Here is a 23329-nt window from a genome sequence, read left to right on the forward strand (position 1 = left end):
TCTGCCGCGCCAAATCGGCATCGATCGCCCCGAACCCCGCCAACAGCGCCGGGTTGTCCTGCAGTCCCGCAAGGGTTTCTGCCGACACACCCACCTGCACCAGAGCCTTCCGCGCCACCGGAGCGACCGCATCGAAGGCAGCACGCGGGCAGTCTTCGCGCCCGCACTGGCAGGTCAAACGGCCCGTACCATCGGCGAGGGCAACCAAAGCATCGGCACGACGCTGGTTCTGGGTACGCGGATCCTCGCTGCACACCTGCGTGCACGCCATCTCACGCAGCCTCTCGTACAAGGTGCGCCCACCGGCGGCAGGCAGGACCGCATCGACAACAGCGGTCCCGTTGTCGGCCGCATTGACACTGACGTAACGCTCGGCCTCGGCTTCCTTGCGACGCTTCGCCTGGCCTTCGGGGTCGGCCTCGGTGATCCACCGGCGCGCGGTACGCCGAACCCGCTGCGGGTCAGCATTTTCCGCATACGCCGCGATCTTCGGCTCCAACTCGGCCAACAGATCCTCGGGCACATTGGTGAGGGTCTCGCGGATCGCACGCACCTGCGCCAGATCGATACGCCCGGCAGCGAAGGCCTGCGCGGTACTCGGATAGCGATGCTCGAGGTCGAGCCCGATATTGATCAGATTGTCCGCCGAACGCTGCGACATCTTCAGCGCGACACCGATCTCGGTGGCCGCGCTCTCCCCCGCGTACAGCAGCCCGACACCGAGGTCGATCTGCTGCGCGCGACGGCGCTCGTACAGCCGTGTCATGAGCGCGGTCTCTTCGGCCTGCAAAGCAGCAATTTTCGAGTGCACGCCGCGGAGCTGCTCGACCAACTCCTGGTCAGCAGCCATCTCAACAGCGAAATCACTCATACCATCGATCATAGTTTCGAATCCAGCGACACGACAGCATGATCGAAGCGGCGCGCCTGTAATCTTCCAGCTACCAACAGGATTCAGCCAATCCAGCTTGCAAAGCTCCTTTGCAAACCCTCTTTGCACAGCTACCGTTGAATCATGGCCGACCAGCCGACACCCGAATTCATCACCGACCCAGCAGTCCTGCGCCTACTCGCCCACCCCCTCCGCCGCCGCATCGAAGAACACCTCCGTGCCGGACCTGTCAACGCCACCAGCCTCGCCACCGCCCTAGGCGAAAGCACCGGGCTGACCAGCTATCACCTACGCCAACTCGCGAAACACGGCTTCGTCGAAGAAGTCCCCGAGCTCTCCACGGGCAAAGAGCGTTGGTGGCGGGCAGTCCCGCGTGATCGACGCTTTCCCAGATACAGCGCCCAATCCCCGGAAATGCGCACGGCCAGTTGGGAAATCGCCCGCCAGAATCTCGCCGAACTGGTGGAACTCTACGAGTCCTTCGAGAGCCGCGCCGACGAACTGGGCCCATGGGCAGACGCATTCGCCTACTCCCGCGCCACAATCCGAGTCGATCCAGCCCGATTCGAGGAGTTCTTCGAGGAGTACATAGCGCTCGTCAAGCGCTTCGGAGCAACAGCGGATGAAGCAGACCACAGCCGAAAAGCCGTGCTACTACGCATGTTCAGCTTCCCGGAGAACTGATCCGGCCCGATAGCGGAGACAACCGAATATGAAGATCCAACCGACGGCCGGAGCCGCGCGGCTTCTCCTCCCCTGCGCTCTGGTCGCACTGCTACTCGCACTTTTGATCACCCCAGCCGCACCGGCGACCGCGACACCCGACATCACCGAGCAGGAAGTCACCTTCACCGGAGGCGGCGGCCTCACTCTGCACGGCACCGTAATCAAGCCCAGCGCAACACATTCCGATACTCCAGGCATCGTCCTGGTCGGCGGTTCCGGCCCCGGCCCCCGCCAGGAGTACCGGCGCGAGGCGGAGGCCTTCGCCGCCATGGGCCTCACCGTCCTCGCCTACGACAAACGCACCGACGGATATTCACGAATCCATCGCGACTTCGATCTACTGGCCGCTGACGCGCTGGCGGCGGTTCACGTCCTCCGCGAAACACCGCGCGTGCGACCGGATCTGGTCGGCCTGTGGGGTTTCAGCGAAGGCGGATGGGTGGCACCCTTGGCCGCGTCTCGATCCACCGACGTCGCATTCCTGATCACCCTCGGCGCACCGGGCTTCACCCCGCTGCGCACCCAGACCTGGTCCCTGGCGAATCAGCTACGCCACCAAGGCGATACCGGCCCACTGGCGAACACCCTCTCCGGCCCCGCCGCCCGCCTCCTGGACAGCACCGGACTCTTCGCAGCCGCCGACTTCGACCCCCTCCCCGCCCTGCGCACCCTGAGAATCCCGATCCTCGCCCTCTGGGGCCAACACGATGTCCAGACCCCACCGGCCGAGAGCGCCACGGTACTCCGAACCACCCTGTCAGCGGACCCCAGCGTCACCATCCGTTTCCTCGACAGCTCACACAACGCCCGAGCCACCACCGACGGATTCGACCGAATCGGCGCACAATACGAATCCCCCGTGCCACGCGGCGATTTCGCACCCCGCTATCTCGACACCATGAGTGCCTGGCTACGCCAGGTCGCGGACGGAAATCCACCCGCATCCTCGGCCGAGGAGCCCCCGGCACAGGAAGCAACCAGCCGCGACCCCGGCCACGGCTGGTGGACCGCACCCGGCGTCCAGGCGGTAGAACTCGTCGCGATCATCTTGTCGTTCACCGCCTACCTGGCAATCTCCTTCGCGAACAAGGGAATTCGCCAAGTGACAACCGCCCGACGCGGTCCCCGCCTGCTCGCCGCCACCGGCCTGTTCACCACCCTGGCCACGATCGTCTACGTCCTGTCGATCTACGCCACCAACACCCACACCCTGGGCCCGATAATCCTCGACCGCCCACTCCCCTGGCTCGTCCTCCAGCTCCTCGCCCTGGCGACCACGGTCCTCCTGGCCACCACCACAACCACCCTCCTCCGCCACCGAGCCACCCTCCCGACACCCCACCGAGCCGCTCTTACCGCCCTGACCTGCACCGGCTTCATATGGTTGGCCTGGGCCCTGACCTGGTCCCTGCTCGCCCGATGAGTTTCCGCCCGCCGCCCCGTCTCCATTCCGGAGACCGAACTACCGATTCGAGGAGTTGACCATGCCCTACGAAACACGGCCGGGCGATCCGGTCTGGACCGATATCTACACCACCGACCCCGAGGCGGCGATCGCCTTCTACGGCGAATTGCTCGGCTGGACCGCCGAAATCGCGCCGGAGCACGGCAACTACATCACCTTCCGCAAGGACGGCAAGGCCGTGGCGGGCGGCGTGGCCAGCGACGGCAGCGGCCCGAGCCAGTGGACCGTCTACCTGGCCAGCCCCGATGCCGAGGCGACCGCGCGGGCGGTGACGGCGGCCGGCGGCATGACCGCGGTGCCGGTCACGGAGGTCGGCGACCTCGGAAAATTCGGAGTCTTCGGCGACAACGGCGGCGTCGGCATCGGCGTCTGGGAGTCCGGCACCATGACCGGCTTCGAAAAGCGCGGCATCGCGGGCGGCGGGAACTGGGAGGATCATGTCGGCGCGCCGTCCTGGTTCGAACTGCACACCCGCAGCTACGACGACGCCCTGAAGTTCTACCCCGAGGTCTTCGGCTGGCAGGACCCCTTCACGATCTCCGATGTCCCCGAGTTCCGCTACACCACAATTCATTCCACCACCCCCATGCTCGGCGGTGTGATGGACTCGACCAACTTCCTCCCGCCCGGCGTCCCCGGTTATTGGCGGGTCTACTTCGGCGCCGAGGATGTGGACGCGTCCGTGCGCCGGGTGGTCGAGCTGGGCGGCAGGGTGATCAGCCCGCCCGAGGACACCCCCTACGGCCGCCTGGCCGCGGTCGCCGACCCCACCGGCGTCCCGTTCAGCCTGGGCGGCAACAAGTCCTAGCCCCGGACAGGACGAACGGCCCGGTCTCCACAGCGACCGGGCCGTTCGAATACTCCCGCGGCGGCGTTGAGGCACCCCAGCTGCGCCTGCCACGCCCCGTCAGGAATTCTCAGCCACGCACTCCCGTGGCCAATGTCTGCTGCCGCCCCAATCCGGCGACCTCCACGACGACGACATCGCCGTCGCGCAGATAGGGTTTGGGCTCCGGCCGACTGACCGCGACACCCGCCGGGGTCCCGGTCAGCACCAGATCGCCGGGCTCGAGCGTCATCAGCGAGCTCAGGTACACCAGCAGCTCGCCGACCCCGGAAACCATGTCCCCGGTCGAACCCGCCTGCCGCCGTTCACCGTTCACCCACAGCTGCAAGCTCAGCGACTGCGGTTCGTCGACCTCGTCCGGCGTCACCAGCCACGGCCCGATCGGAGTGAAGGTGTCATACGACTTCCCTTTCACCCAGGTCGGTTCTCCCGCAAGCCCATTGCGTTCGGTGATGTCGTTAGCGGTGACGTACCCGCCGACCGCCCCCAGCGCGGTGGCGGGATCCGGGCAGTCGCGCAGCCGCTGCCCGATCACCACGCCGAGCTCCACCTCGTGATCGGTGGCTTCACTGCCGCGCGGCAGCTCGATGGCGTCGTAGGGTCCGCTGATGGTGGTGCCCGGCTTGAGGAACACCACGGGCCGTTCGGGAATCGCAGCTCCGATGGCCGCGGCATGGTCGGTGTAGTTCAGGCCGACGCCGATCACCTTGCCGGGCCGCGCGATCGGCGCGCCGATCCGCTCGCTGGACTCCACCTCGGGCAGCCGACCCGAGGCCAACGCGCGCCGCACGCTGCCCAGAGCCACGGCATCGCCCAGCAGCGCACCGTCGATATCGGAGGCGATCGATGACAGATCGCGCAGCACACCCGAATCATCAATAGCCGCAGGCTTTTCGGCGCCCTTAGCGCCAACTCGCAACAGCTTCACAAAGCACCTCCCGACTGCTCTGCTACCACGGCGTCCGCACCCGGCCCGCCCGACAGATGATCCTCGGCGATCCGGAAACCGAGCTGCTGCAACAGCATCGCACCCGCGGTGAAGCATCGCTGCTCGTCCGGCTCGATATCGGTGAGCGCGTAGGCCGCGCTGAATCCGGCCGCATGCAAGGTGTTGTCGGGCAAGGTATTCCGCCCGCAGACCGCCACCACCGGCACGCCCGCAGCGCGTGCGGCGGCGGCGACCCCGGCCGGCGCCTTCCCGTGCAGGGTCTGCTCGTCGAGCTTGCCCTCACCGGTGATGACCAGGTCGACGCCGGCCACCTGCTCCTCGAATCCGACCAGATCCAGCATCAATTCGATGCCCGGCCGCAGCGTGGCGCCCAGGACCGCGAGCGCGGCGAATCCGACGCCCCCCGCGGCGCCGGCACCCGCCGTCTCACGCCGATCCGACCCGATTTCCGCGGCCAGCCGCTGCGCCCACTGCCCGAGCGCGGCGTCCAGCTCGGCCACCTGGGCCGGATCGGCGCCCTTCTGCGGCCCGTAGACCGCAGCGGCCCCGTAGGGACCGGTGAGCGGATTGTCCACATCGCAGGCCACGGTGACCTCGACGCCGGACATCAGCTCCCGCAGCGCGGTCAGGTCGATGGTGGCCACCCGGGTGAGAGCCGCCCCGCCGTCGCCGATGGGATACCCATCGGCGTCCAGCAGGCGGGCGCCGAGCGCCTCCAACATGCCTGCGCCGCCGTCGGTTCCGGCGCTGCCGCCGATGCCGAGCACGATGCGGCGGCATCCCGCCGCGACCGCGGCCGCGATCACCTCGCCGGTGCCCCGGCTGGTGGCGGTCATCGGTCGCAGCAGGCCGTCCGGCAGCCGCACCAGCCCCGACACGTCCGCCATCTCGATGACCGCGAGGTCGTCGCGGCGAGCGTAGGCGGTCAGCACCGGTTCCCCGGTGGGCCCCGACGCGGTCAGCGGGACCGCGTCGAAACCGGCCGCGAGGGCGGCGGCGACGGTCCCGTCACCGCCGTCCGCCACGGGCACGACCGACACCTCGGCGTCGGGTCGCGCCCGCCGGATTCCGGCTCGCACGGCCGCCCCGACCTGAGCGGCGGTGAGCGAGCCCTTGAATTTGTCGGAGGCGATCAGCACACGAGCCATGAACGGAATCCTTTAGTCCAGCGGGACGGTTGCGGTGGGGGCGTCGGCGAACGCGGAGGCCAGCTCCTCGAACTCCGTGATCGCGTCGATCCCGGCCGCACCCATGGACACATTGGTGACGCGCTCGAGAATGCACTCGACCACGACCGGCACCTTGTACTCGGCCATCAGCGACTTGGCCTTCTCGAAGGCCGGGCCGATGTCCTCCGGGTTGAAGACGCGAATCGCCTTGCAGCCCAGGCCTTCCGCGACCTTCACGTGGTCCACGCCGTAGCCGTTGACCTCGGGCGAGTTGATGTTCTCGAAGTCCAGCTGCACGTAGTAGTCCATGTCGAACGCCCGCTGCGCCTGACGGATCAGGCCCAGGTACGAGTTGTTCACCAGCACATGGATGTACGGAATGTTGAACTGGGCGCCGACGGCCAATTCCTCGATCAGGAACTGGAAGTCGTAGTCACCGGACAGGGCGACGACCGGCTCGTCCTTGACGGCGGTGGCCACGCCCAGCGCGGCGGGCAGGGTCCAGCCCAGCGGACCGGCCTGACCGGCGTTGATCCAGTGCCGCGGCTTGTACACGTGCAGCATCTGGGAAGCCTGGATCTGCGACAGACCAATCGTGGTCACGTAGCGGGTCTCCGGGCCGAACGCCTTGTTCATCTCCTCGTACACGCGCGCCGGCTTCAGCGGCACGTTGTCGAAGTGCGTCTTGCGCTGACCGGTGGCGCGCTTGGCGCGCACCTCCTTGACCCACGCGCTGTGGTCGGTCAGCGAGCCGACCTTGTCCAGGGACTCGGCGACGGCGATGAACTGCTCCAGTGCCGCACCGGCATCGGAGACGACACCGTAATCGGGCGCGAACACGCGGCCGATCTGGGTCGGCTCGATGTCGACGTGCACGAAGGTGCGGTCCTTGGTGTAGACGTCCAGCGCGCCGGTGTGGCGGTTGGCCCACCGGTTGCCGATGCCCAGCACGAAGTCCGCGGCCAGCAGCGACTCGTTGCCGTAGATGTGCGAGGTCTGCAGACCCACCATGCCGGCGTGCAGCTCGTGGTCGTCGGCGATCGTGCCCCAGCCCATCAGGGTCGGGACCACCGGAACTCCGGTCAGCTCGGCGAACTTCACCAGCAGCTCGGAGGCGTCGGCATTGATGATGCCGCCGCCCGCGATGATCAGCGGGCGCTTGGCCTCGTTCAGCAGCTGCAGCACCTTGGCGGCCTGCGCCGGGGTGGCGGCGGGGCGCGCGACCGGCAGCGGCTCGTAGGTGTCGATGTCGAACTCGATCTCGGCCAGCTGCACGTCGATCGGCAGGTCGATCAGCACCGGGCCCGGACGGCCTTCGCGCATGAGCCAGAACGCCTTCTGAAAGGCGCCCGGCACCTGGGCGGGCTCGAGCACGGTGGTCGCCCACTTGGCCAGCGGCTTCGCGATGGACGCGATGTCGACGGCCTGGAAGTCCTCCTTGTGCAGCTTGGCCACGGGCGCCTGGCCCGTGATGCACAGGATCGGAGTGGAATCCGCGGAGGCGGAGTACAGACCGGTCACCATGTCGGTGCCCGCGGGGCCCGAGGTGCCGATGCAGACACCGATATTGCCGGCCTTGGCGCGGGTGAAGCCCTCGGCCATGTGCGAAGCGGCCTCGACGTGGCGGGCCAGCACGTGCTTGATGCCACCGTGCTTCTTCATGGCGGAGTAGAACGGGTTGATCGCGGCGCCGGGCAGGCCGAAAGCCTGTGTGGCCCCTTCCTTTTCCAGGATCAGGACCGCCGCGTCGACGGTACGCATGCGTGCCATATTGATCAGTTCTCCTTGTCCAGCTTGCCGCTCAGGCGCTCGACGCCGCGCAGCAGTGCAGAGTGGTCCAGGTGGCCGTCGCCGTTGGCGCGGGCCGAGGCGACCAGCTGCGCGATCAGCGAGCCGGCCGGGGTCACCAGACCCGCCTCACGGGCGGCGGTGGTGAAGATGCCCATGTCCTTGTGGTGCAGGTCGATCCGGAAGCCCGGGGCGAACTCGCGGTTGGCCATCTTGTCGCGCTTCTGGTTCAGCACGGCCGAACCGGCGAGGCCGCCGCCGAGCACGTCGAGGGCCGGGCCCAGCTCGACGCCGTATGCCTCGAGGAAGACCACGGCCTCGGCCAGCGCCTGGATGTTGGTGGCCACGATGAGCTGGTTGGCCGACTTCACGGTCTGGCCCGCACCATTGGTGCCCACGTGCACGACGGTCTTGCCGACGGTGTCCAGGAACGGCTTGGCGGCGGCGAAGTCCTCGGCCGAGCCGCCGACCATGATCGACAGGGTGGCGTTGATCGCGCCCGGCTCGCCGCCGGAGACCGGGGCGTCCAGCAGGCGGAAGCCACGCTCGGCGGCCTGCTTGGCCAGCTCCTGGGTGACATCCGGGCGGATGGAGGAGAAGTCGATGATCAGCGCGCCGGGCTCGGCGGTCTCGAAAACGCCCTTCTCACCGGCGAGTACGGCCTGCACGTGCGGGGAGTCCGGAACCATCACGGCCACCACGTCCGCGCCGCGCACGGCATCGGCGATCGAGGTGACGGCGCGGCCGCCGGCGTCGACCAGCTTCTGCGCGTTGGCGGGGTTCAGGTCGAAGCCCTTGACGGTGTGGCCGGCGTTCTGGAGGTGGACGGCCATCGGGCTGCCCATGATGCCGAGGCCGATGAAAGCGATATTGCTCATGATCTGTTCCTAAGTCGTTGTGTTGGAAAGTCTTCGGTGATTACTTGGCGGCGCGGCGCTCGAGCGGGAGCCAGCCGAAGCTGTCGATGGTGGCGCCGGACGGCTTGTATTCGAGGGCGGCCCAGCCGCGGTAGCCGTTGGCCTCGAGAGCGGTGAGCTGCTCCTCGATCGGAAGTGCGCCGGTGCCAGGCTCATTGCGCCCCGGGTTGTCGGCGATCTGCACGTGCGCGATGCGCGCGGTGTGCTCGGCGATCACCTTGTCCACGTCGTCGCCGTTGACGGCGAGGTGGTAGAGGTCCGCGAGCAGGCCGATGTTGGATACACCGGAGTGCGCCTGCACCTTGTCGATGACGCCGAGGCAGTCGGCGGCGGTCAGCAGCGGATAGCGGGGAGCGCCGGAGACCGGCTCCACCAGGATGGTCGCGCCGATGCGGGCGGCGGCCACGGCGGCGGCCGAGAGGTTCTCGACGGCCAGCTCGTCCTGCTGCTCGGCGGTGGCGTCGTCGACGCGGTTGCCGTAGAGCGCGTTGAAAGCCTTGATGCCCAGGCGTTCTCCGATGCCGACGGTGACGTCGATGTTGTCCTTGAACTCCTGGGCGCGAGCAGGCCAGGAGACCAGACCGCGGTCGCCGCCCGGCATGTCACCGGCGAAGAAGTTCAGGCCGATCAGCTGCACTCCCGCGTCCTGCACGGAGGCGACGAACGCGTCCACGTCCTTGTCGGCCGGCACCGCCTCGGCGAAGGGCCACCAGAACTCGATGGCGTCGAAACCGGCTGCCTTGGAAGCGGCGGCGCGCTCCAGGATCGGCAGCTCGGTGAACAGCAGCGAGCAGTTCACGGCGTAGTTCAGCGAGTGAGTCATTGGAATCCCTCCAGTCGTTTCCGCAGAGCGTCTTTCGAGCTTCTGCCCTATTTTCCGCAATGCGGAAATGTTTTTCTGGGATATGAAAATGCTAATGCTCCCAGAACAATCCCGTCAAGGAGTCCCGGGAGCTACTAGCCAGTACTGTGTGGACCTACGATCAGCGGATATCGTCCTCGAGACGATCGCCCAACTCGTCCTTCGCGTCATCAGCCGCCGCGAACACCGAAGCGCCAGGCTTGTTTCCGCGTTTGAACTCGTTGAACGCCAGGTTCAACACGATCGCCGCGATGGCGGTCGCCGAGATGCCGGAGTGCATGACGACCCCGATGCCGGTCGGGAACTTGTCCCAGAACGTCGGTGCGGCAATGGGAATCACGCCCACGCCGACCGCCACGGCCACCAGAACCATATTCAGGTTGTCGGTGAAGTCGACCCGCGCCAGCGTGCGGATGCCGCTCGCCGCGACGGAACCGAACAACACGATGCCCGCACCGCCGAGGACGGGATACGGAATCCCGGCCACCACGGCTCCCACGATCGGGAACAGGCCCAGCAGTGCCAGCACGACACCGCCTGTCGCGACCACGAATCGGCTCTTGATGCCGGTGAGCGCGACCAGCCCCACGTTCTGCGCGAAGGCGCTGCACGGGAAGCTGCCGAACAGCGGAGCCACACCCGAGGACAGCATGTCGGCCCGCAGACCGGCCGCCACCCGCTTGGAATCGGCTTCGGTACCGACGATTTCGCTGATCGCGAGCACGTCGGCGGTGGTCTCCACCATGATCACCAGGATCACGATGGTCATCGAGACGATCGCCCCGACCTGGAAGGTCGGCCCGCCGAAGTGCAGGATCGGCGGCAGCGCAATGATTTTCGCGTCGCCGACCTTGGAGAAGTCGGCGTGGCCGGTGGCCGCCGCGATAATGGTGCCGATCACGAGGCCGATGAGGATCGACAGTCGCGAGATGGCGCCCTGGAACAGCCGGCTGATCACCAGGATGATGACCAGGGTCATGCCCGCGAAGCCGATATTGCCCATCGAGCCGAAGTCGGCGGCCTTGGGGTTGTTGCCCATCGCCCACCGGAATGCGGTGGGCAGCAACGAGAGTCCGATCACGGTGATGATCGTTCCGGTCACCACCGAGGGGAAGAACCGCACCAGTTTCGCGAAGAAACTGGATAGCACCAACCCGATCGCACCGGCGACGATGATCGCGCCGAAGACCGGCCGCAGCCCGCCCTCCTGCGCGATGGTGACCATCGTCGAGACGCTGACGAACGAAATGCCCTGCACGATGGGCAATCTGGAGCCGATCGGCCCGATGCCCAGGGTTTGCAGCAGGGTCGCCAGACCGGAGACGAACAGGCCCGCTGTCACCAGCAGCGCCATGTCCGTCGCCGAGAGTCCGGCCGCACCTCCCACGATGAGCGGCGGTGCGATCACACCGCCGTACATCGTCAGGATGTGCTGAGTTCCGTAGACCAGGGACTGCCCCAGGGAATAACGCTGATCCTCGGGACGCGTCGCGGTCACTTGCACGCGGCTATGGTCATCGCCCATCGCCGCACCTCCTACTAACTCAATGAAGAAGAACTCAGCGTGGTGCTCAGCCCTGTGCCGGTCAGCAAAAGCCCGGGATGGCGGTCCAGGCGTTGCCGGCGTCGCGCGCGTCGTCACGCTCGACGGTGGCCTCGATGAGGCCGTAGGGACGATCCGCGGCGATGAAGACCTCGCCCGGGTTGTCCACGTGGAAGGGGCTCAGGTCCACCAGGAAGTGGTGCTTGTTCGGGGCCGAGAACTTGATCTCGGCGACCTCGGTGAACTGCTCGAGCACGGCGCGACCCATCGAGTAGAGGGTCTGCTGCAGCGCGTAGGAGTGCACCACGGCGAACTGGCGCAGCAGCACCTTCAGGATGGCGTCGTAGGTCTTGTCCCAGTCGACATCGGTGTGGTTGTAGCGCCACTTGGCCACCAGCGAGGTCGCCATGATGCGATCGTTGGTCGGCTGCAGGGTGGTGTACTTGTCCTTGAAGAAGCCGTGGAACTCCGAGCCCGTGGTCTTGAGGAGCACGAGGTCCTTCACACCGGACACCACGTGCGCCACGCGATCCGGGCCGACGCCGTCGACGTTCACGACGGTGGTGCGTACGCCCTGGCCCGACTTCACGAACGAGTGATCGTGCGGCTGGCCGTCGACCTCGATGCGATCCCAGGCGTACTCCTCGACCTCGATGCGCGCACCGGTGGCGGTGGGGGCACGCGAGATGAAGTGATCGGCCAGGGTGAGGCCGTACTCCTCGATGGAGTGGATGCCCTTCTCCTTGGCGAAGGCGAAGGCGGTGTTCTTCTGGGTGTCGGTGGGCAGCACGTCGGCCTGGTCACCGGTGATGTGGGCGTCGGAGAACTCACCGCGCAGCGAGGTCGAGACGTTCAGATCGCGGATCTGGTGGCGCGGGGTGTCGCGGTAGACGCGGACGACGCGGTTCTCGGCCTTGCCGTACTGGTTCTGTCCCAGCTTGATTGCCATGTGAGTTCAGCTTCCTCGGTAGGTGGAATAGGCGAAGGGGCTCATGAGCAGGGGCACGTGGTAGTGCTCGCCCGCTTGTCCGGCGACCTTGAAGGTGATCGAGACCGTCGGATAGAAGTAGGTCTGATTCGTTGCGGCGGCATAGCTTTCGATGTCGAAGGTGAGGCGGTAGTTACCGGCCTCGAGGCCTTCGGGGCCGAGATCCTTGATTCGGCCGTCGTCATCGGTCTTGCCCTCGGCCACGACCCGGACTTCCGGGCCGACCTGTTCCAGCCGCACCTCGACGCCGGCCGCGGGCTTGCCCAGCGCGGAGTCGAGGATGTGCGTCGTAATGGTGCTCACGCGTCGAATACCTTTCGCAGGCGGAGAACGGCGATCTTGCGGAGTTCCTCGGCGACCGTGGCCGCCTCGGTGTCGTCGTCGTTGGTGAGACGCTGGTTCAGGCTCGCCAGGATCTGCTCGGCCGACAGGCCGGTGGCGCAAATCAGGAAGACCCTGCCGAAACGCTTCTCGTAGGCGAGATTGCCCTCGAGCAGCTGCGCGGCCACGGATTCGTCCTGGCTGACGCCGGACTGTTCCTGACGCGACCACGCGGAGTGGGTGTCCTTGCCCTGTACCCGATCACCGATGCGGGGGTGTGCCGACAGTGCGCGGTCCACCTCGGAGGCGGGGAGACCGGCGGCGAGCTCATCGGCCCGGGCCAGCACGCCGTCGATATCGGCGTAGGGCCGGGCCGCCAGCACGCCGTCCGCCCAGCTCGGGGCATCACAGCAGGTCAGCAGGACCGGCAAGAGTTCTTCACTCGCTGTCGAATTGAATTCGACCAACGTCACCATTGGCGCTACCTCTCTCGGATAGCGGAAGGGTGATTCCGCTACGGATGAAGCGTGTCACGGGCCACAACAGTTAGTCAACATTTTGTTGAAAATATACGGAAACTGCTGGTCAGAGCGCTTCACAAGCCGATTTTGCACTTGCCGAAATGTTGCTGGTCCGAGCGCGGAACAGCTGGTTGAGCACCAGGGCCGTCACACAGCCCGCACTGATGCCGGAGGCCATGATGATCGAGAACGGGCCAGGCAGACCGGCATAGAAGGACGGGGCCACGGTCGGGGTCATGCCGATGAACAGCGAGACGCCCACGATCAGCGAGTTGATCGGGTCGCCCAGATCGGCCTTGGCCAGATGCCGGATGCCGCTGGCGGCCACGGTGCCGAACAGGACCAGGCCGGTTCCGCCGAGGGCCGGTTTGGGAACCAGCTCGACGACCGCGCTAGCCACCGGGAACAGGCCCAGCAGCACCAGCAGCGCGCCGCTCACGGCGACCACGTACCGGCTGTACATCCTGGTCAGCGCGACCAGCCCGACGTTCTGAGCGAATGCGCCACAGGCGAATCCGCCCATCACCGAGGCCAGCATGGTGCCGATGCCGGCGGCCCGCAGACCGCCCGCGATGTGGTGTTCCTCGGCGGGCCGCTCCACGATCTCACCGAGCGCCATCATGGTGGCGGTGCTCTCGGTCATCACCACGAGCATGACGATGCACAGCGAGAGGATCGCGCCGATCTGGAACTGCGGTGCGCCGAAGTGCCACGGCGGGATGAAACCGACCAGCGCGGCGCCGCGCACGGGAGCCGTATCCAGCAGTCCCAGTGGCCAACCCAGCAGCGAGCCCGCGACGAGACCGATCAGCAGGGCCAGCTGGCGGCCGAAGCCCTTCAGGAAGCGATGGCACAGCAGCACGACCACGAGTGCGAACGCGGCGTCGGCGAGGTTCTTCATCGGCACGTGCGCCGAATCCATCGAGCCCTCGCCCGCACCACTGATCCAGCCGAGGGCGACCGGCAGCAGGGACAGTCCGATGAGCGATATGACCGTGCCGCCCACGATGGGCGGGAAGAAGCGGCTCAGCTTCGAGAAGTAAGGGGCCGCGAAGACGGCCATCGCGCCGGCGACCAGGGTCGCGCCGAAGATGACGGGCAGCGCCTGGCCCGGGGCCGCATCCTTGGCGATGGCAAGAATCGGGCCGACCGCGGCGAAGGAGCCGCCGTTGATCAGCGGCATGCGCGCGCCGAACTTCCACCAGCCCAGCGACTGCAGCAGGGTGGCGAGTCCGGCGGTGAACAGGCTCGCGGTAATGAGCAGGACGGTTTCACTCGAGCTCAAACCGACTGCCGCACCGACGATCAGGGGCGGGGCGACGACACCCGCGACCATGGCCGCGATGTGCTGGAGGCCGCCCGCGAGGAGTTGGAATGCCGGGGGTACGACGTCGACCGGATGTCGTTCTGGGGCTTCGGGAGCCGTCTCCATTGGCGCTGCCTCTCTCGGATAGCGGAAGGGTCATTCCGCTAAGCGAGAAGAGTGGCACGGGCCACAAAGCAGGGTCAACAGTTCGTTGAATATATATCTGTCGGCCGATTGGCCTTCGCTACGCCCGTTCGCGGTTGAGGTAGTTGTAGACCGTGAAGCGGGTGACGCCGAGCGCTGCCGCGACGGTTTCGGCCGACTTGCGGAAGGTGAACGCGCCCCGCTCTTCCAGCAATCGCACGGCACGCTGCTTGTCGGCGCGCGGCAGGCCGGTGAGCGGGCCGCCCAGCTCGCCCGCCACCTCCTCCAGCAACTTCTCCAGACCGCCCAGGGTGTCGGGCTCGGGTGCACCGAACCGCACGCAGGCCAGCGTCTTCCCCTCCCACACCACGGGAATGTCCTCGGCGGTGGCGTTTTCCGGCTCCACCAGCCGGCCGCCGGTCTTGTCCAGAATCGGGGCGAGGGTCACCAGCACCGGATGCACCTCGCCCGGCGAACGTTCAGTCATCCTGCTCGACCTGCATCGTCACTCTCGTCGCGCCATTGGCGAAGGCGGTCAGCATGATCTCGCCCAGCACCGGCAGCAGTTTGTCGTCCGTCCCGGTCACCAGCGTGCCCAAAGGACCGAAATCGCATTCCAGACCGGCCGATTCGGCGAGCTCGAGGGCCGCCAGCGCATGCGGCGGCGCCTCCCCTTCGCCATGGAACGGTTCGGTCGTGAACTCCGCGCGTAGCCGCATGTGGCACAGGCTACTATTCCGGCATTCGGAAAACTAAGGAGGACCGGGAGTGCCCGCAGCTAAGGGGCCCAAGGCCGGCGCCGGGGGTGTGCAGTCCATCGAGCGTGCGTTCGGGCTGCTCGAGCTCATGGCGGACGAGGGCGGCATGATGGGGCTTTCGCAGCTGGCCACCGAGTCTGGTCTGCCGCTGCCGACCATTCACCGGCTGGTGCGGACGCTGGTGGATCTGGGGTACCTGCATCAGGAGCCGTCGCGCAAATATGTGCTGGGGCCCAAGCTGATCAAGCTCGGCGAGAGCTCCTCGCAGATGCTGGCCGTGCTGGCCCGGCCGCATTTGCAGCGGCTGGTCGACGAGCTGGGTGAGTCGGCGAACATGGCGATGCTGGACGGGGACCAGATCGTCTATGTGGCGCAGGTGCAGTCGCGGCACTCCATGCGCATGTTCACCGAGGTGGGTCGGCGCGCGCTGCCGCACTGCACGGCGGTGGGCAAGGCGATACTGGCCGGATCGCCGCCCGAGCTGACCCGGAATCTCTTGGCCCGCACCGGAATGCCGCGCTACACCGATTCCACCATCACCGATCCCGATGAGTTCGCAGGCCAGCTCGCCGAGGCCGCCCGCACCGGGTACGCCATGGACGAGGGCGAGCAGGAGATGGGCGTGCGGTGCGTGGCCGTGGCGGTGCCCAAAGCTCCGGCGCGACTGGCGATTTCGGTGTCCGGTCCAGTGGGGCGGATGACCGAGGAGCTGGTGGCGCGCGCCGCGCCGCTGCTCACCGAGGTGGCCGAGGCACTGTCCGACGACCTGCGCTGATCAGGCGTCGATCTCGAGGTCGGACGCGGGAACGGCCTGGCAGGTCAGCACCGCATCGTCGTCGAGGTGCTCGGTGTCCACGAAGTGGCCGACCTTGCCCTTGCCGACGGTGCACAGGCAGCTCTCGCACTGGCCGACACGGCAGCCGCTCTGCATGGCCACGCCGGACTTCTCGGCGAATTCGAGCAGGGTGCCGTCGCGTTCGGTCCAGGTGAGCTCGCGGTCCGAGCGGGTGAAACGCACTGTGTAACTGGCGTTCTCGGGAATCGTGAGAGTGCGCTCCGGAGTCGCGAAACGCTCGGCGAAGATCTCCCAGCGCGGGACGCCGCGCTCGCGCAGTTCGGCGGTGACGGTAGTGAGCATGGCGGCGCGACCGCAGAGGTAGAAGCGGGCGCGGCGTGTGATCAAGGCGGGGTCGAGGTCGGCGACCTTGACGTAGCCCGCCAGATCGAAGTCGACGCCGCGACGGTCCGCGGGCAGCGGCCTCGAATAGTGGGTGATCAGCCGCAGGCGCGGACCGAGGACGGCGGCCAATTCCGCCAGTCTCGCCCGGAACGGATGGTCGGCGGAATTCGGTACGCCGTAGTGCAATACGACCTCGGGGACGGTGCCACCGGTGGCGGCGAGGGTCTCCAGGTAGGACAGGAACGGTGTGATGCCGATGCCGCTCGCCATCATGACGACCGGGTAGTCGCAGTCGGTGGGAATGATGAAAGAGCCGTCGGGACAGCCGACTTCGACGCGGTCTCCGGTGTGGAGCCGGTCGTGGACGTAGCCGGAGAAGACGCCGTCGGTGACGCGGCGGATGGCGAGACCGTAGCTGTCACGATCCGGTGCGCTGGCCGGGCCGGTCAGCGAATAGCTGCGGGAGACAATCGAATCCGCGTCGGCGTCGTTCGACTCCGCGGCGCGGACGGTCAGATGCTGGCCCGCACGGAAGTCGGGTAGGGGTGCGCCGTCGTCGGGTGTCAGACGCAGGGTGCGGACACCCGGGCTGGCCTCATCCACCTCGCTGACCGTGAAGATTCGCGAGCCCGCCCAAGGGTTTTCGACCGGGACCGGCGTGACCTCACAGGTGAACGACCGCAGCGGAACCGAGCCCGACAGCGGGTCGATGTTCTCGTCGTCGATGAGCAGGTTGTAGTTGCTGCCGACCTTGTCGAGCGGGTCCGCGCCGGGCAGTCCCAGATCCGTATTCGATTGCCACCAACCGTATTCGGAGACCACCACACCCGGATGCAGGGTCGCATCGATGCGGGCGCGCAGCCGCGCACTGCCGAGCCGGGTCGACAGGATCACCCACTGTCCGTCGGTGATGCCGCGCTCCGCGGCCGCCTCCGGGCTGAGATCCAGGCGCGGATCCGGAGACCGGCGGCGCAGGGAGTTGATCTGGCGGTGTTGGCTGTGGCAGAAGTACCCGTTCTTCGCGCAGGTGAGCACGAGCGGGAAGGCGGGCTCCGGGGCGAGGGGCGCGGTGTATTCGGGTACGGGCGAGTAGCCATGCGCGGCAAGGCGTTCGCTGTACAGCTCGATGCGGCGGGTGGGAGTGTTGAATCCGGCGGCCTCGTACTTGCGGTAATCGCGCGGCAACGGAATCCGGGTGCCGCCGGGCCGGGCGCGCAGCTCGGCGGCGGTCATGCCCAGGGGTGCGAGCTGATGGTCCCAGGCCGCTTCCAGATCGCCGCCGAAGAACTGTTCGCCCAGGCCCATGCGGGTCGCCAGGTCGAAGACCACCTCGGTGTCCGAACGGGATTCGCCGACCGGCTCGACAATGCGCGAGCGCAGTTGCACGTGTTCCTGTGCGCGGTGGCTGGATTCGAATCCGATGCGCAGGGCCTCGTGTTCCCACGAGCTGTTCACCGGGAGCAGGTAGTCGGCGTAGCGGGCGGTGGGGTTCTCGAACAGATCGAGGTGTACCTGGAAGTCGAGGGCTTCGAGGGCCTGGCCGGTGCGGGCCGAATCAGGCTGGGACAGCAGCATATTGGCGCCGAATCCGACCAGGGCGCGAACCCTATAGGGCTCGGCTTCCAGCACGGCCCGGCACAGATCGCGGGCGGTCACCCAGCCTTGGGCGGGCGGGCCCAGCGGGCGTTCGGGCAGGCCCAGCGTCTTCGCACGCTGTTCCGGCGCAAGCTGATTCATTCGATCGGATACGGCATTGACCGGCGGCTTCGGCAGCACCACATTGCCGCCGGGTGCGTCGAACGAGCCGGTGAGCGCGAACAGCGTGGCGATGGCCCGGTCGGTCTGGGTCGCGTTGGCGTGCTGCCCGATTCCGGTCCAGCCGTAGTAGGACACCGATCCGGCCTGCGCGATCTCGTCGGCGAGCGCGGCGATGCGGTCCTGGTCGACCCAGGTTTCGCGGGCCACCCGCTCCAGCGGCCAGGCGCGGCAGGCGCGCGCGTAGTGGTCGAATGCCGTTGCGCAGGTGACGGTTCCGGTACGAGTGGCAATGCGATGGGTGCCGTCCAGGCCGAAACGTTCGGGTACGTCGGCGGCGGATCCGGTGTCGTACAGCGTGGGGCGGCCCTCATCGGCGTCCCAGGCGACGAATCCGGTGGTGTCCGGCCAGATGTCCTCGGCGCGCAGGAAATGCCCGGTGTCCTCCCGGACCAGCAGCGGCGCATTGGTCCAGGCCCGCACGAATCGCTCGTCATACCCGCGCATGTCGATGAGTCGACCGGCCAGCCCGAGTGCCAGCGCGGCATCGGTGCCCGGCCGCACCCGCAGCCAGTGCTCCGCGCCCAGCGCGGTGGTGGACCGCCGCGGATCGATCACCGCGAGCCGGGCCCCGCGTGCCCGGGCCTCGGCCAGTTCGGCCGACTGCGCGAGCCAGGTCTTGGCCGGATTGAAACCCCACATGACCGCCAGATCGGTGGCCTCGTAGTCGGGCACCGGCAGGCCGACGCCATAGGTGAAGGTGTGCGCGACGTCCTTGTGCCAGTTGCAGATCTCGGTGCTGTAGATGGTGTTGGGGCTGCCGACAGCGTGGACGAAGCGCTCGATCCATTCCGTGCTGTCCGACAGCGAGGTGCCCGAGGGCGTCGAGAGGGCGAAGGCCACCGCCTCGGGGCCGGATTCGCGGGCGATGGTCGTCAAACGCGCGGCGATGTCGGCCAGCGCGGTATCCCAGCTGACGGGTTCCCAGCCGGGATCTGGATCGGTCTTGGGGCGGGTCCGCCGCAGTGGGGTGGTGAGCCGGCGGGTGCTGTGCACGATCTCGGGGGCGGATCGGCCCTTGGGACACAGGGCCTTGCCCGTCGGATGATCACCGTCGGGCCGGACGTCGGTCAGGCGGCCGTTCTCGACGGTGTAGATGGCTCCGCACCGCGACTTGCAGAGCGTGCAGTAACCAGCAATTTCCACGCATTCAGTCTAGGAGCGTCCCCGACCCCCGTGAACAGGACAAACGCCCTCGATTCCGCCCTACGGTACGAAGAAGGTCGCGAGGCCGGGCGTGTAGGGCGCGCTCGGGGTGAGCATGACCGCGACCTGCCCGACACCCGTGTACAGCGTTGCGGCGGAAGGGATTCCGTTCAAACCATTGGACAGCTGGGCGGAACCCGTCGCGCCCGTGGACAGGTTGATCCAGGTGACCGGGGTGGAGATCGAGCAACCCCAGCCCTGCGGCTGCGCGCCCGTGATCACGACGGTTCCGGACTGTTCGCCGACCACGGCCGCGCACCGCGCCGGGAAAGCGTCGAAGCTGCCGCCGGGAATCCCGTACGGCGCGGAGTTGATCTGGAAGGGAATGACCACGGGATCCGCGGCGGCGGTCCCGATCGTCGACAGCCCGCACACGGCGACGGTCCCGGCGACCACAGCAAACTTCCGAGCGATAGTCATGGCCCGAACATATCCGAAGGGCGCGCCGCTTCGAATCCAGATGCGATAGGCATCGATGTTTCGGAATGAGGTTCCCTATGGGCACATACCGGCCCGTCCGTACGATTCGTCCCTTCCAGCGCCGGGCGGCCACCTTCGCCGCCGCCGCACTCCTCCCCCTCTCCCTCGCCTTACTCTCCGCCCCGCCCGCCCTCGCCGAGGATTTACCGGCCGCCACCCAGCCCGCCACCGAGATCCCCGATTCGTCGATCCGGATCGGGACCGTGCAGTTCGAGCAGCCGTTCTTCCTCACCGTGGAGCAGACGCAGCAGATCAACGCGGCGGCCGCGGGCACGGAATCCGCTCTCGCCCAGTCGCTTCAGGCCGCCGGGGTCGACAGCCTCCGCGCGACGCACATCGCCAAGACCATCCTCGGCGACGCGACCATCGGCGCGGCGGTCGGTGCGACGGCCGCCAGCCCGATCGCAAGTACGGGTGCGGTGATCGGTGTGGTCGCGGGCCTGGTCGCCGGACTCCCGTTCGCGCCCATCGGCCTGGTCATCGTCCCGGTCGTCGGAGCGGCGCTCGGCTACGCCATGGTCGCGGCGCCTTTCGCCGCGCTCGGCGCGGGTGTGGGCGCGGCCGTCGGAGCCGCGGACGGGTTGGTCAACACGATGCCGGCGGCACAGCCCCAGCTGAATCCGGCACAGCCCAGCTGACCGGCCGATCTCCCGGCCGCCTCGACCGGCCGACCTGCGTCCTTCTCGATGAAGCGGTGATCAGCGGATACGCTGATCAGAACGCCCGGGTTTGACGCAGGTCGGCCGAGAGGAGTTTGCGATGAGCGTCGAAGATGCCGCTTCCGCCCCCGCGATGGCGGGCGACCTGTCCGGCATCGTGGGCCGCCACCTCATCTACGCCTACGACAACGGCTGGAAATACGAACTCTACGTACGCAATTCCCAAACCGTCGCCTTCCGCTGCCTCCAGGGCCCCATGTTCGGCCGCTGGTCAACGGCCCAACCGGCCAAAATGATCCAACTCAGCGGCGACATGTACAAAATCGCCTGGGTCGAACCCACCGGCACCGTCACCGTCCTCATCGCCTGGCTTGGCGAACGCCGCATCCACACCACCATCTGCTACCCCCAGTGGATGCTCGACTTCCCCGAATCGACCCTCGGCCGCTACGAGGACAACCTCCCCGAAATCACCGCCGAACGCGACGCAGGCCCCACCTACCCCCAAGCCCTCGTAGCCTCCACCGGCCGAATCACCTTCCTGGAAGCCTGCTCCCCCGACGACGACACCGTAATCAACTGTCCCCCCGCCAAACTCCCCCTCGACTACGCAAACCGCACCAACTGATCCGAGTCCCCGCACGGCTAGGCTTGGTCAATGGCCGATGAACAAGCAGTCCCAGGCGAGCAGCTCGACGGCGACGCCACCGAGTCGCCACAGGACGCGACCAAACGAAAGTTCCGGGAAGCCCTCGAACGAAAGAACGGCCACGCCTCAGCGGGCGGGTCCGCCCACAACTCCGGCAAGATCCACGGCACCCACTCCCAGGCAGGCGGCAAGCGCACCTTCCGCCGTCGGGCGGGCGGGTAAACAGCCTGATGCGACGAAGGCCCGGTCCCCACGGACCGGGCCTTCGCTCACACCACGCCCCCGAGCCGGAACAGCCTGCCGTTCATCACGATTCCGCCGGGTGATTCAGGTCCAGCCATTGGCGGTAGGTGGGGCCCGCGAGGATGGCGCCCGGACCGGGCAGCAGCCCGCCGTTCTCGAATACGTCGCGGTCGGGATTGCCCGGGTCGCTCACTTCTTCGATCCGTGCCGGTGCACCCAGGCGGTCCGCCAGCAGCCGCGCCATCTCGGCCAGGTTCTCCTCGCGCGGCCCCGCCACTTCGGGGAACGGTGCTCCGGAGATCTCCAGGTCCGCCGCGGTGGCGAAGTCGACCAGTGTCTCCGCGACCGATCGCGCCGCCACCAGCTGCGTGCGCATCCGCGGCACCGAGGCGGTATCGCCGCGGGTTCCCCACTGCACGAGTTGCCCGACGAACTCGGCGAATTGCGCGGACCGCACGATCTGGGCCGGGATCGGGCCCGCCAGCACGGCTTGCTCGTGCACCAGCTTGGCCGCGTTGTATCCGGCGGTGGAGCCGTCGATCCCGATGATCGACACCACAACCAGCCGCCGCACCCCGGCCTCCGCGCCGAAACGCTGCAGGTTGCGGGCGGCGGCGGTAAAGAACTCGGTCGCCGTCCGCTGTTCGGGCGACGGGGTGCTGGCCACGTCGATGATCACCTCGACTCCGGTCAGGGCGGCGGCCAAGCCCGCGCCGGTGACGATGTCCACGCCGCCGGACCGCGCGATCGCGATCGCCTCGTGTCCCTGTTCCGCGAGCACCTCGACCACGTGACGACCCAGCCGCCCGGTCGCACCCGTTACCGCGATTTTCATTGTCCTCCTTCGAATGTCTATTTCACGAGGTAACTACGGGATGCCGCGCGCAACAACGACGGATACATGAAGGATCATGAAGTCAGGCTCATCGATCGGAATGGACACCATGGAACGGCATGAGATCGACGCGTTCCTGAGCGTCGCCGACGAACTGCACTTCGGCCGCGCGGCCGACCGGCTGCGGGTGTCGCCCAGCCGGGTCAGCCAGACCATTGCGCAGATCGAGCGCAGGGTGGGCGCGGCGCTGTTCGAAAGGACCAGCCGCCGAGTCGCTTTGACACCGATCGGGCGGCAGTTCCTCGCCGAGCTGCGACCGGCCCAGGATCAGGTGGAGCGGGCCATCCGGCGCGCCATCAACGCCGGTCGAGGCTTCGACGGCGGGCTGGAGGTCGGCTTCTACGGAGCCGCCGCGGGCAAGCTGATTCTCGATGTGGCCGAGGAGTTCCGGCGCGAGCACCCGGGTATCGAGGTGCGCATCAAGGAAATCCAGCTCGGTGAGGTGCTCGACGGCTGGCACCACGACGCCTGCGACATGGTGCTGAGCTGCCGCCCGATCGCCGGACCCGACATCGCCACCGGCCCACCGCTGTTCCGCGAGGACCGCATGCTCGCGGTCTCGACCCGCCATCCACTGGCCGCCCGCCAGTCGATCTCCCTCGAAGACCTGACCGGACTCACCCTGATCCGAATGCCCGAGTCCGTCCCCTCGTCGATCCGCCACTACCTCGTCCCCGACCGGACGCCGGGCGGCCGGCCGATCACACATGGCAAGACAGCCAACACCTTTCAAGAAATCCTCGCCCTGGTAGGCGCGAACGAGGGCGTCTTCATGGTCGGCAACCTGGTAACCGACTTCTATTCCCGCCCCGACGTCGTGTACCTCCCAATCACCGACGCCCCACCCGTGGAATGGGGTTTCGCCTGGAAACTCTCCCGCGAAACCGCCCGAATCCGAGCCTTCAACGAGAAAGCCATCGCCCTCTGCGCGGGTGCCCGTCCGTAGCGGCTCGCCTGGCAAATTGCTTTGCGGCGACCCGCGCCGAATCTCCCTGGTTCGGGTGTG

General features: G+C 67.4%; 24 protein-coding genes. 8 read left to right on the forward strand and 16 right to left on the reverse strand.

Features of this window, described 5'->3' with window-relative positions:
- Window positions 1–871 (reverse strand): DUF222 domain-containing protein (locus tag ON43_RS25510; RefSeq protein WP_167333461.1); only part of this gene is annotated, 871 nt, incomplete at its 3' end.
- Between the two features lie 144 nt (window positions 872–1015).
- Between ON43_RS25510 and ON43_RS25515 the strand changes: the two genes are divergently transcribed.
- The 3 genes from ON43_RS25515 to ON43_RS25525 all read left to right on the forward strand — a co-directional run bounded on the left by ON43_RS25515 (window position 1016) and on the right by ON43_RS25525 (window position 3891).
- Entirely contained in the window at window positions 1016–1576 is a 561-nt protein-coding gene (locus ON43_RS25515) for an ArsR/SmtB family transcription factor (protein WP_040811465.1), read from the forward strand.
- 28 nt (window positions 1577–1604) lie between these two features.
- Window positions 1605–3041, forward strand: a complete 1437-nt coding sequence (locus ON43_RS25520; protein WP_051179200.1) for an alpha/beta hydrolase family protein — start codon at window positions 1605–1607, stop codon at window positions 3039–3041.
- 61 nt (window positions 3042–3102) lie between these two features.
- On the forward strand, window positions 3103–3891 hold the full coding sequence (locus ON43_RS25525) for a VOC family protein (protein WP_040811632.1): 789 nt from the start codon (window positions 3103–3105) through the stop codon (window positions 3889–3891).
- Window positions 3892–4000: 109 nt separating this feature from the next.
- On the opposite strand, the gene ON43_RS25530 is transcribed toward ON43_RS25525, so the two are convergent.
- The 12 genes from ON43_RS25530 to ON43_RS25585 all read right to left on the reverse strand — a co-directional run bounded on the left by ON43_RS25530 (window position 4001) and on the right by ON43_RS25585 (window position 15157).
- A complete protein-coding gene (locus tag ON43_RS25530) occupies window positions 4001–4795 on the reverse strand; it encodes a fumarylacetoacetate hydrolase family protein (RefSeq protein ID WP_245568741.1) in 795 nt (264 codons plus the stop codon).
- 59 nt (window positions 4796–4854) lie between these two features.
- A complete protein-coding gene (locus tag ON43_RS25535) occupies window positions 4855–6027 on the reverse strand; it encodes a glycerate kinase (protein ID WP_051179202.1) in 1173 nt (390 codons plus the stop codon).
- 12 nt (window positions 6028–6039) lie between these two features.
- Window positions 6040–7818, reverse strand: coding sequence for a glyoxylate carboligase (gene gcl / locus ON43_RS25540; RefSeq protein ID WP_040811469.1), 1779 nt, complete (start codon window positions 7816–7818; stop codon window positions 6040–6042).
- A 5-nt stretch (window positions 7819–7823) separates the two neighbouring features.
- The gene (locus tag ON43_RS25545) at window positions 7824–8714 is read right to left on the reverse strand and encodes a 2-hydroxy-3-oxopropionate reductase (protein WP_040811471.1); all 891 of its coding nucleotides are present in this window, start codon (window positions 8712–8714) and stop codon (window positions 7824–7826) included.
- Window positions 8715–8754: 40 nt separating this feature from the next.
- On the reverse strand, window positions 8755–9576 hold the full coding sequence (locus ON43_RS25550) for a hydroxypyruvate isomerase family protein (protein ID WP_040811473.1): 822 nt from the start codon (window positions 9574–9576) through the stop codon (window positions 8755–8757).
- Between the two features lie 160 nt (window positions 9577–9736).
- Entirely contained in the window at window positions 9737–11257 is a 1521-nt protein-coding gene (locus ON43_RS25555) for a nucleobase:cation symporter-2 family protein (protein ID WP_245568742.1), read from the reverse strand.
- The gene (gene pucL / locus ON43_RS25560) at window positions 11202–12107 is read right to left on the reverse strand and encodes a factor-independent urate hydroxylase (protein WP_040811474.1); all 906 of its coding nucleotides are present in this window, start codon (window positions 12105–12107) and stop codon (window positions 11202–11204) included. The genes ON43_RS25555 and pucL overlap by 56 nt, the downstream gene beginning before the upstream one ends.
- 6 nt (window positions 12108–12113) lie before the next feature.
- Entirely contained in the window at window positions 12114–12458 is a 345-nt protein-coding gene (uraH, locus tag ON43_RS25565) for a hydroxyisourate hydrolase (protein ID WP_218003364.1), read from the reverse strand.
- On the reverse strand, window positions 12446–12943 hold the full coding sequence (uraD, locus tag ON43_RS25570; RefSeq protein ID WP_040811478.1) for a 2-oxo-4-hydroxy-4-carboxy-5-ureidoimidazoline decarboxylase: 498 nt from the start codon (window positions 12941–12943) through the stop codon (window positions 12446–12448). Before uraD ends, uraH begins: the two co-directional genes overlap by 13 nt.
- Window positions 12944–13052: 109 nt before the next feature.
- A complete protein-coding gene (locus ON43_RS25575; RefSeq protein WP_051179207.1) occupies window positions 13053–14420 on the reverse strand; it encodes a nucleobase:cation symporter-2 family protein in 1368 nt (455 codons plus the stop codon).
- A 118-nt stretch (window positions 14421–14538) separates the two neighbouring features.
- The gene (locus ON43_RS25580) at window positions 14539–14925 is read right to left on the reverse strand and encodes a helix-turn-helix domain-containing protein (protein WP_174416492.1); all 387 of its coding nucleotides are present in this window, start codon (window positions 14923–14925) and stop codon (window positions 14539–14541) included.
- Complete coding sequence (locus ON43_RS25585; protein ID WP_040811480.1) at window positions 14918–15157, reverse strand: thiamine-binding protein; 240 nt, start codon at window positions 15155–15157, stop codon at window positions 14918–14920. Before ON43_RS25585 ends, ON43_RS25580 begins: the two co-directional genes overlap by 8 nt.
- A 49-nt stretch (window positions 15158–15206) precedes the next feature.
- On the opposite strand from ON43_RS25585, the gene ON43_RS25590 reads away from it, so the two are divergent.
- Window positions 15207–15971, forward strand: coding sequence for an IclR family transcriptional regulator (locus ON43_RS25590; RefSeq protein ID WP_040811482.1), 765 nt, complete (start codon window positions 15207–15209; stop codon window positions 15969–15971).
- Here the strand turns inward: ON43_RS25590 and ON43_RS25595 are convergent, their stop codons facing one another.
- Both ON43_RS25595 and ON43_RS25600 read right to left on the reverse strand, forming a co-directional pair.
- Window positions 15972–19337: a molybdopterin-dependent oxidoreductase gene (locus ON43_RS25595; protein WP_040811484.1), complete on the reverse strand. Its 3366-nt coding sequence runs from the start codon at window positions 19335–19337 to the stop codon at window positions 15972–15974.
- A gap of 60 nt (window positions 19338–19397) precedes the next feature.
- Window positions 19398–19817 (reverse strand): hypothetical protein, encoded by a 420-nt coding sequence (locus ON43_RS25600; protein ID WP_040811487.1) that lies wholly within the window; start codon window positions 19815–19817, stop codon window positions 19398–19400.
- A gap of 77 nt (window positions 19818–19894) precedes the next feature.
- On the opposite strand from ON43_RS25600, the gene ON43_RS42790 reads away from it, so the two are divergent.
- The 3 genes from ON43_RS42790 (at window position 19895) to ON43_RS25615 (ending at window position 21407) form a co-directional block, all read left to right on the forward strand.
- Window positions 19895–20515: a hypothetical protein gene (locus tag ON43_RS42790; RefSeq protein ID WP_051179209.1), complete on the forward strand. Its 621-nt coding sequence runs from the start codon at window positions 19895–19897 to the stop codon at window positions 20513–20515.
- Between the two features lie 121 nt (window positions 20516–20636).
- Window positions 20637–21164, forward strand: coding sequence for a phenolic acid decarboxylase (locus tag ON43_RS25610; protein WP_063712622.1), 528 nt, complete (start codon window positions 20637–20639; stop codon window positions 21162–21164).
- A 30-nt stretch (window positions 21165–21194) separates the two neighbouring features.
- Window positions 21195–21407, forward strand: a complete 213-nt coding sequence (locus tag ON43_RS25615; RefSeq protein ID WP_040811491.1) for a DUF5302 domain-containing protein — start codon at window positions 21195–21197, stop codon at window positions 21405–21407.
- Between the two features lie 85 nt (window positions 21408–21492).
- On the opposite strand, the gene ON43_RS25620 is transcribed toward ON43_RS25615, so the two are convergent.
- Complete coding sequence (locus tag ON43_RS25620) at window positions 21493–22263, reverse strand: SDR family oxidoreductase (protein ID WP_040811493.1); 771 nt, start codon at window positions 22261–22263, stop codon at window positions 21493–21495.
- Between the two features lie 109 nt (window positions 22264–22372).
- Between ON43_RS25620 and ON43_RS25625 the strand changes: the two genes are divergently transcribed.
- Window positions 22373–23269, forward strand: a complete 897-nt coding sequence (locus ON43_RS25625; protein WP_040811642.1) for a LysR family transcriptional regulator — start codon at window positions 22373–22375, stop codon at window positions 23267–23269.
- Window positions 23270–23329 lie beyond the last annotated feature (60 nt).

It is taken from the genome of Nocardia concava NBRC 100430, assembly GCF_000308815.1.
Lineage (GTDB): Bacteria > Actinomycetota > Actinomycetes > Mycobacteriales > Mycobacteriaceae > Nocardia > Nocardia concava.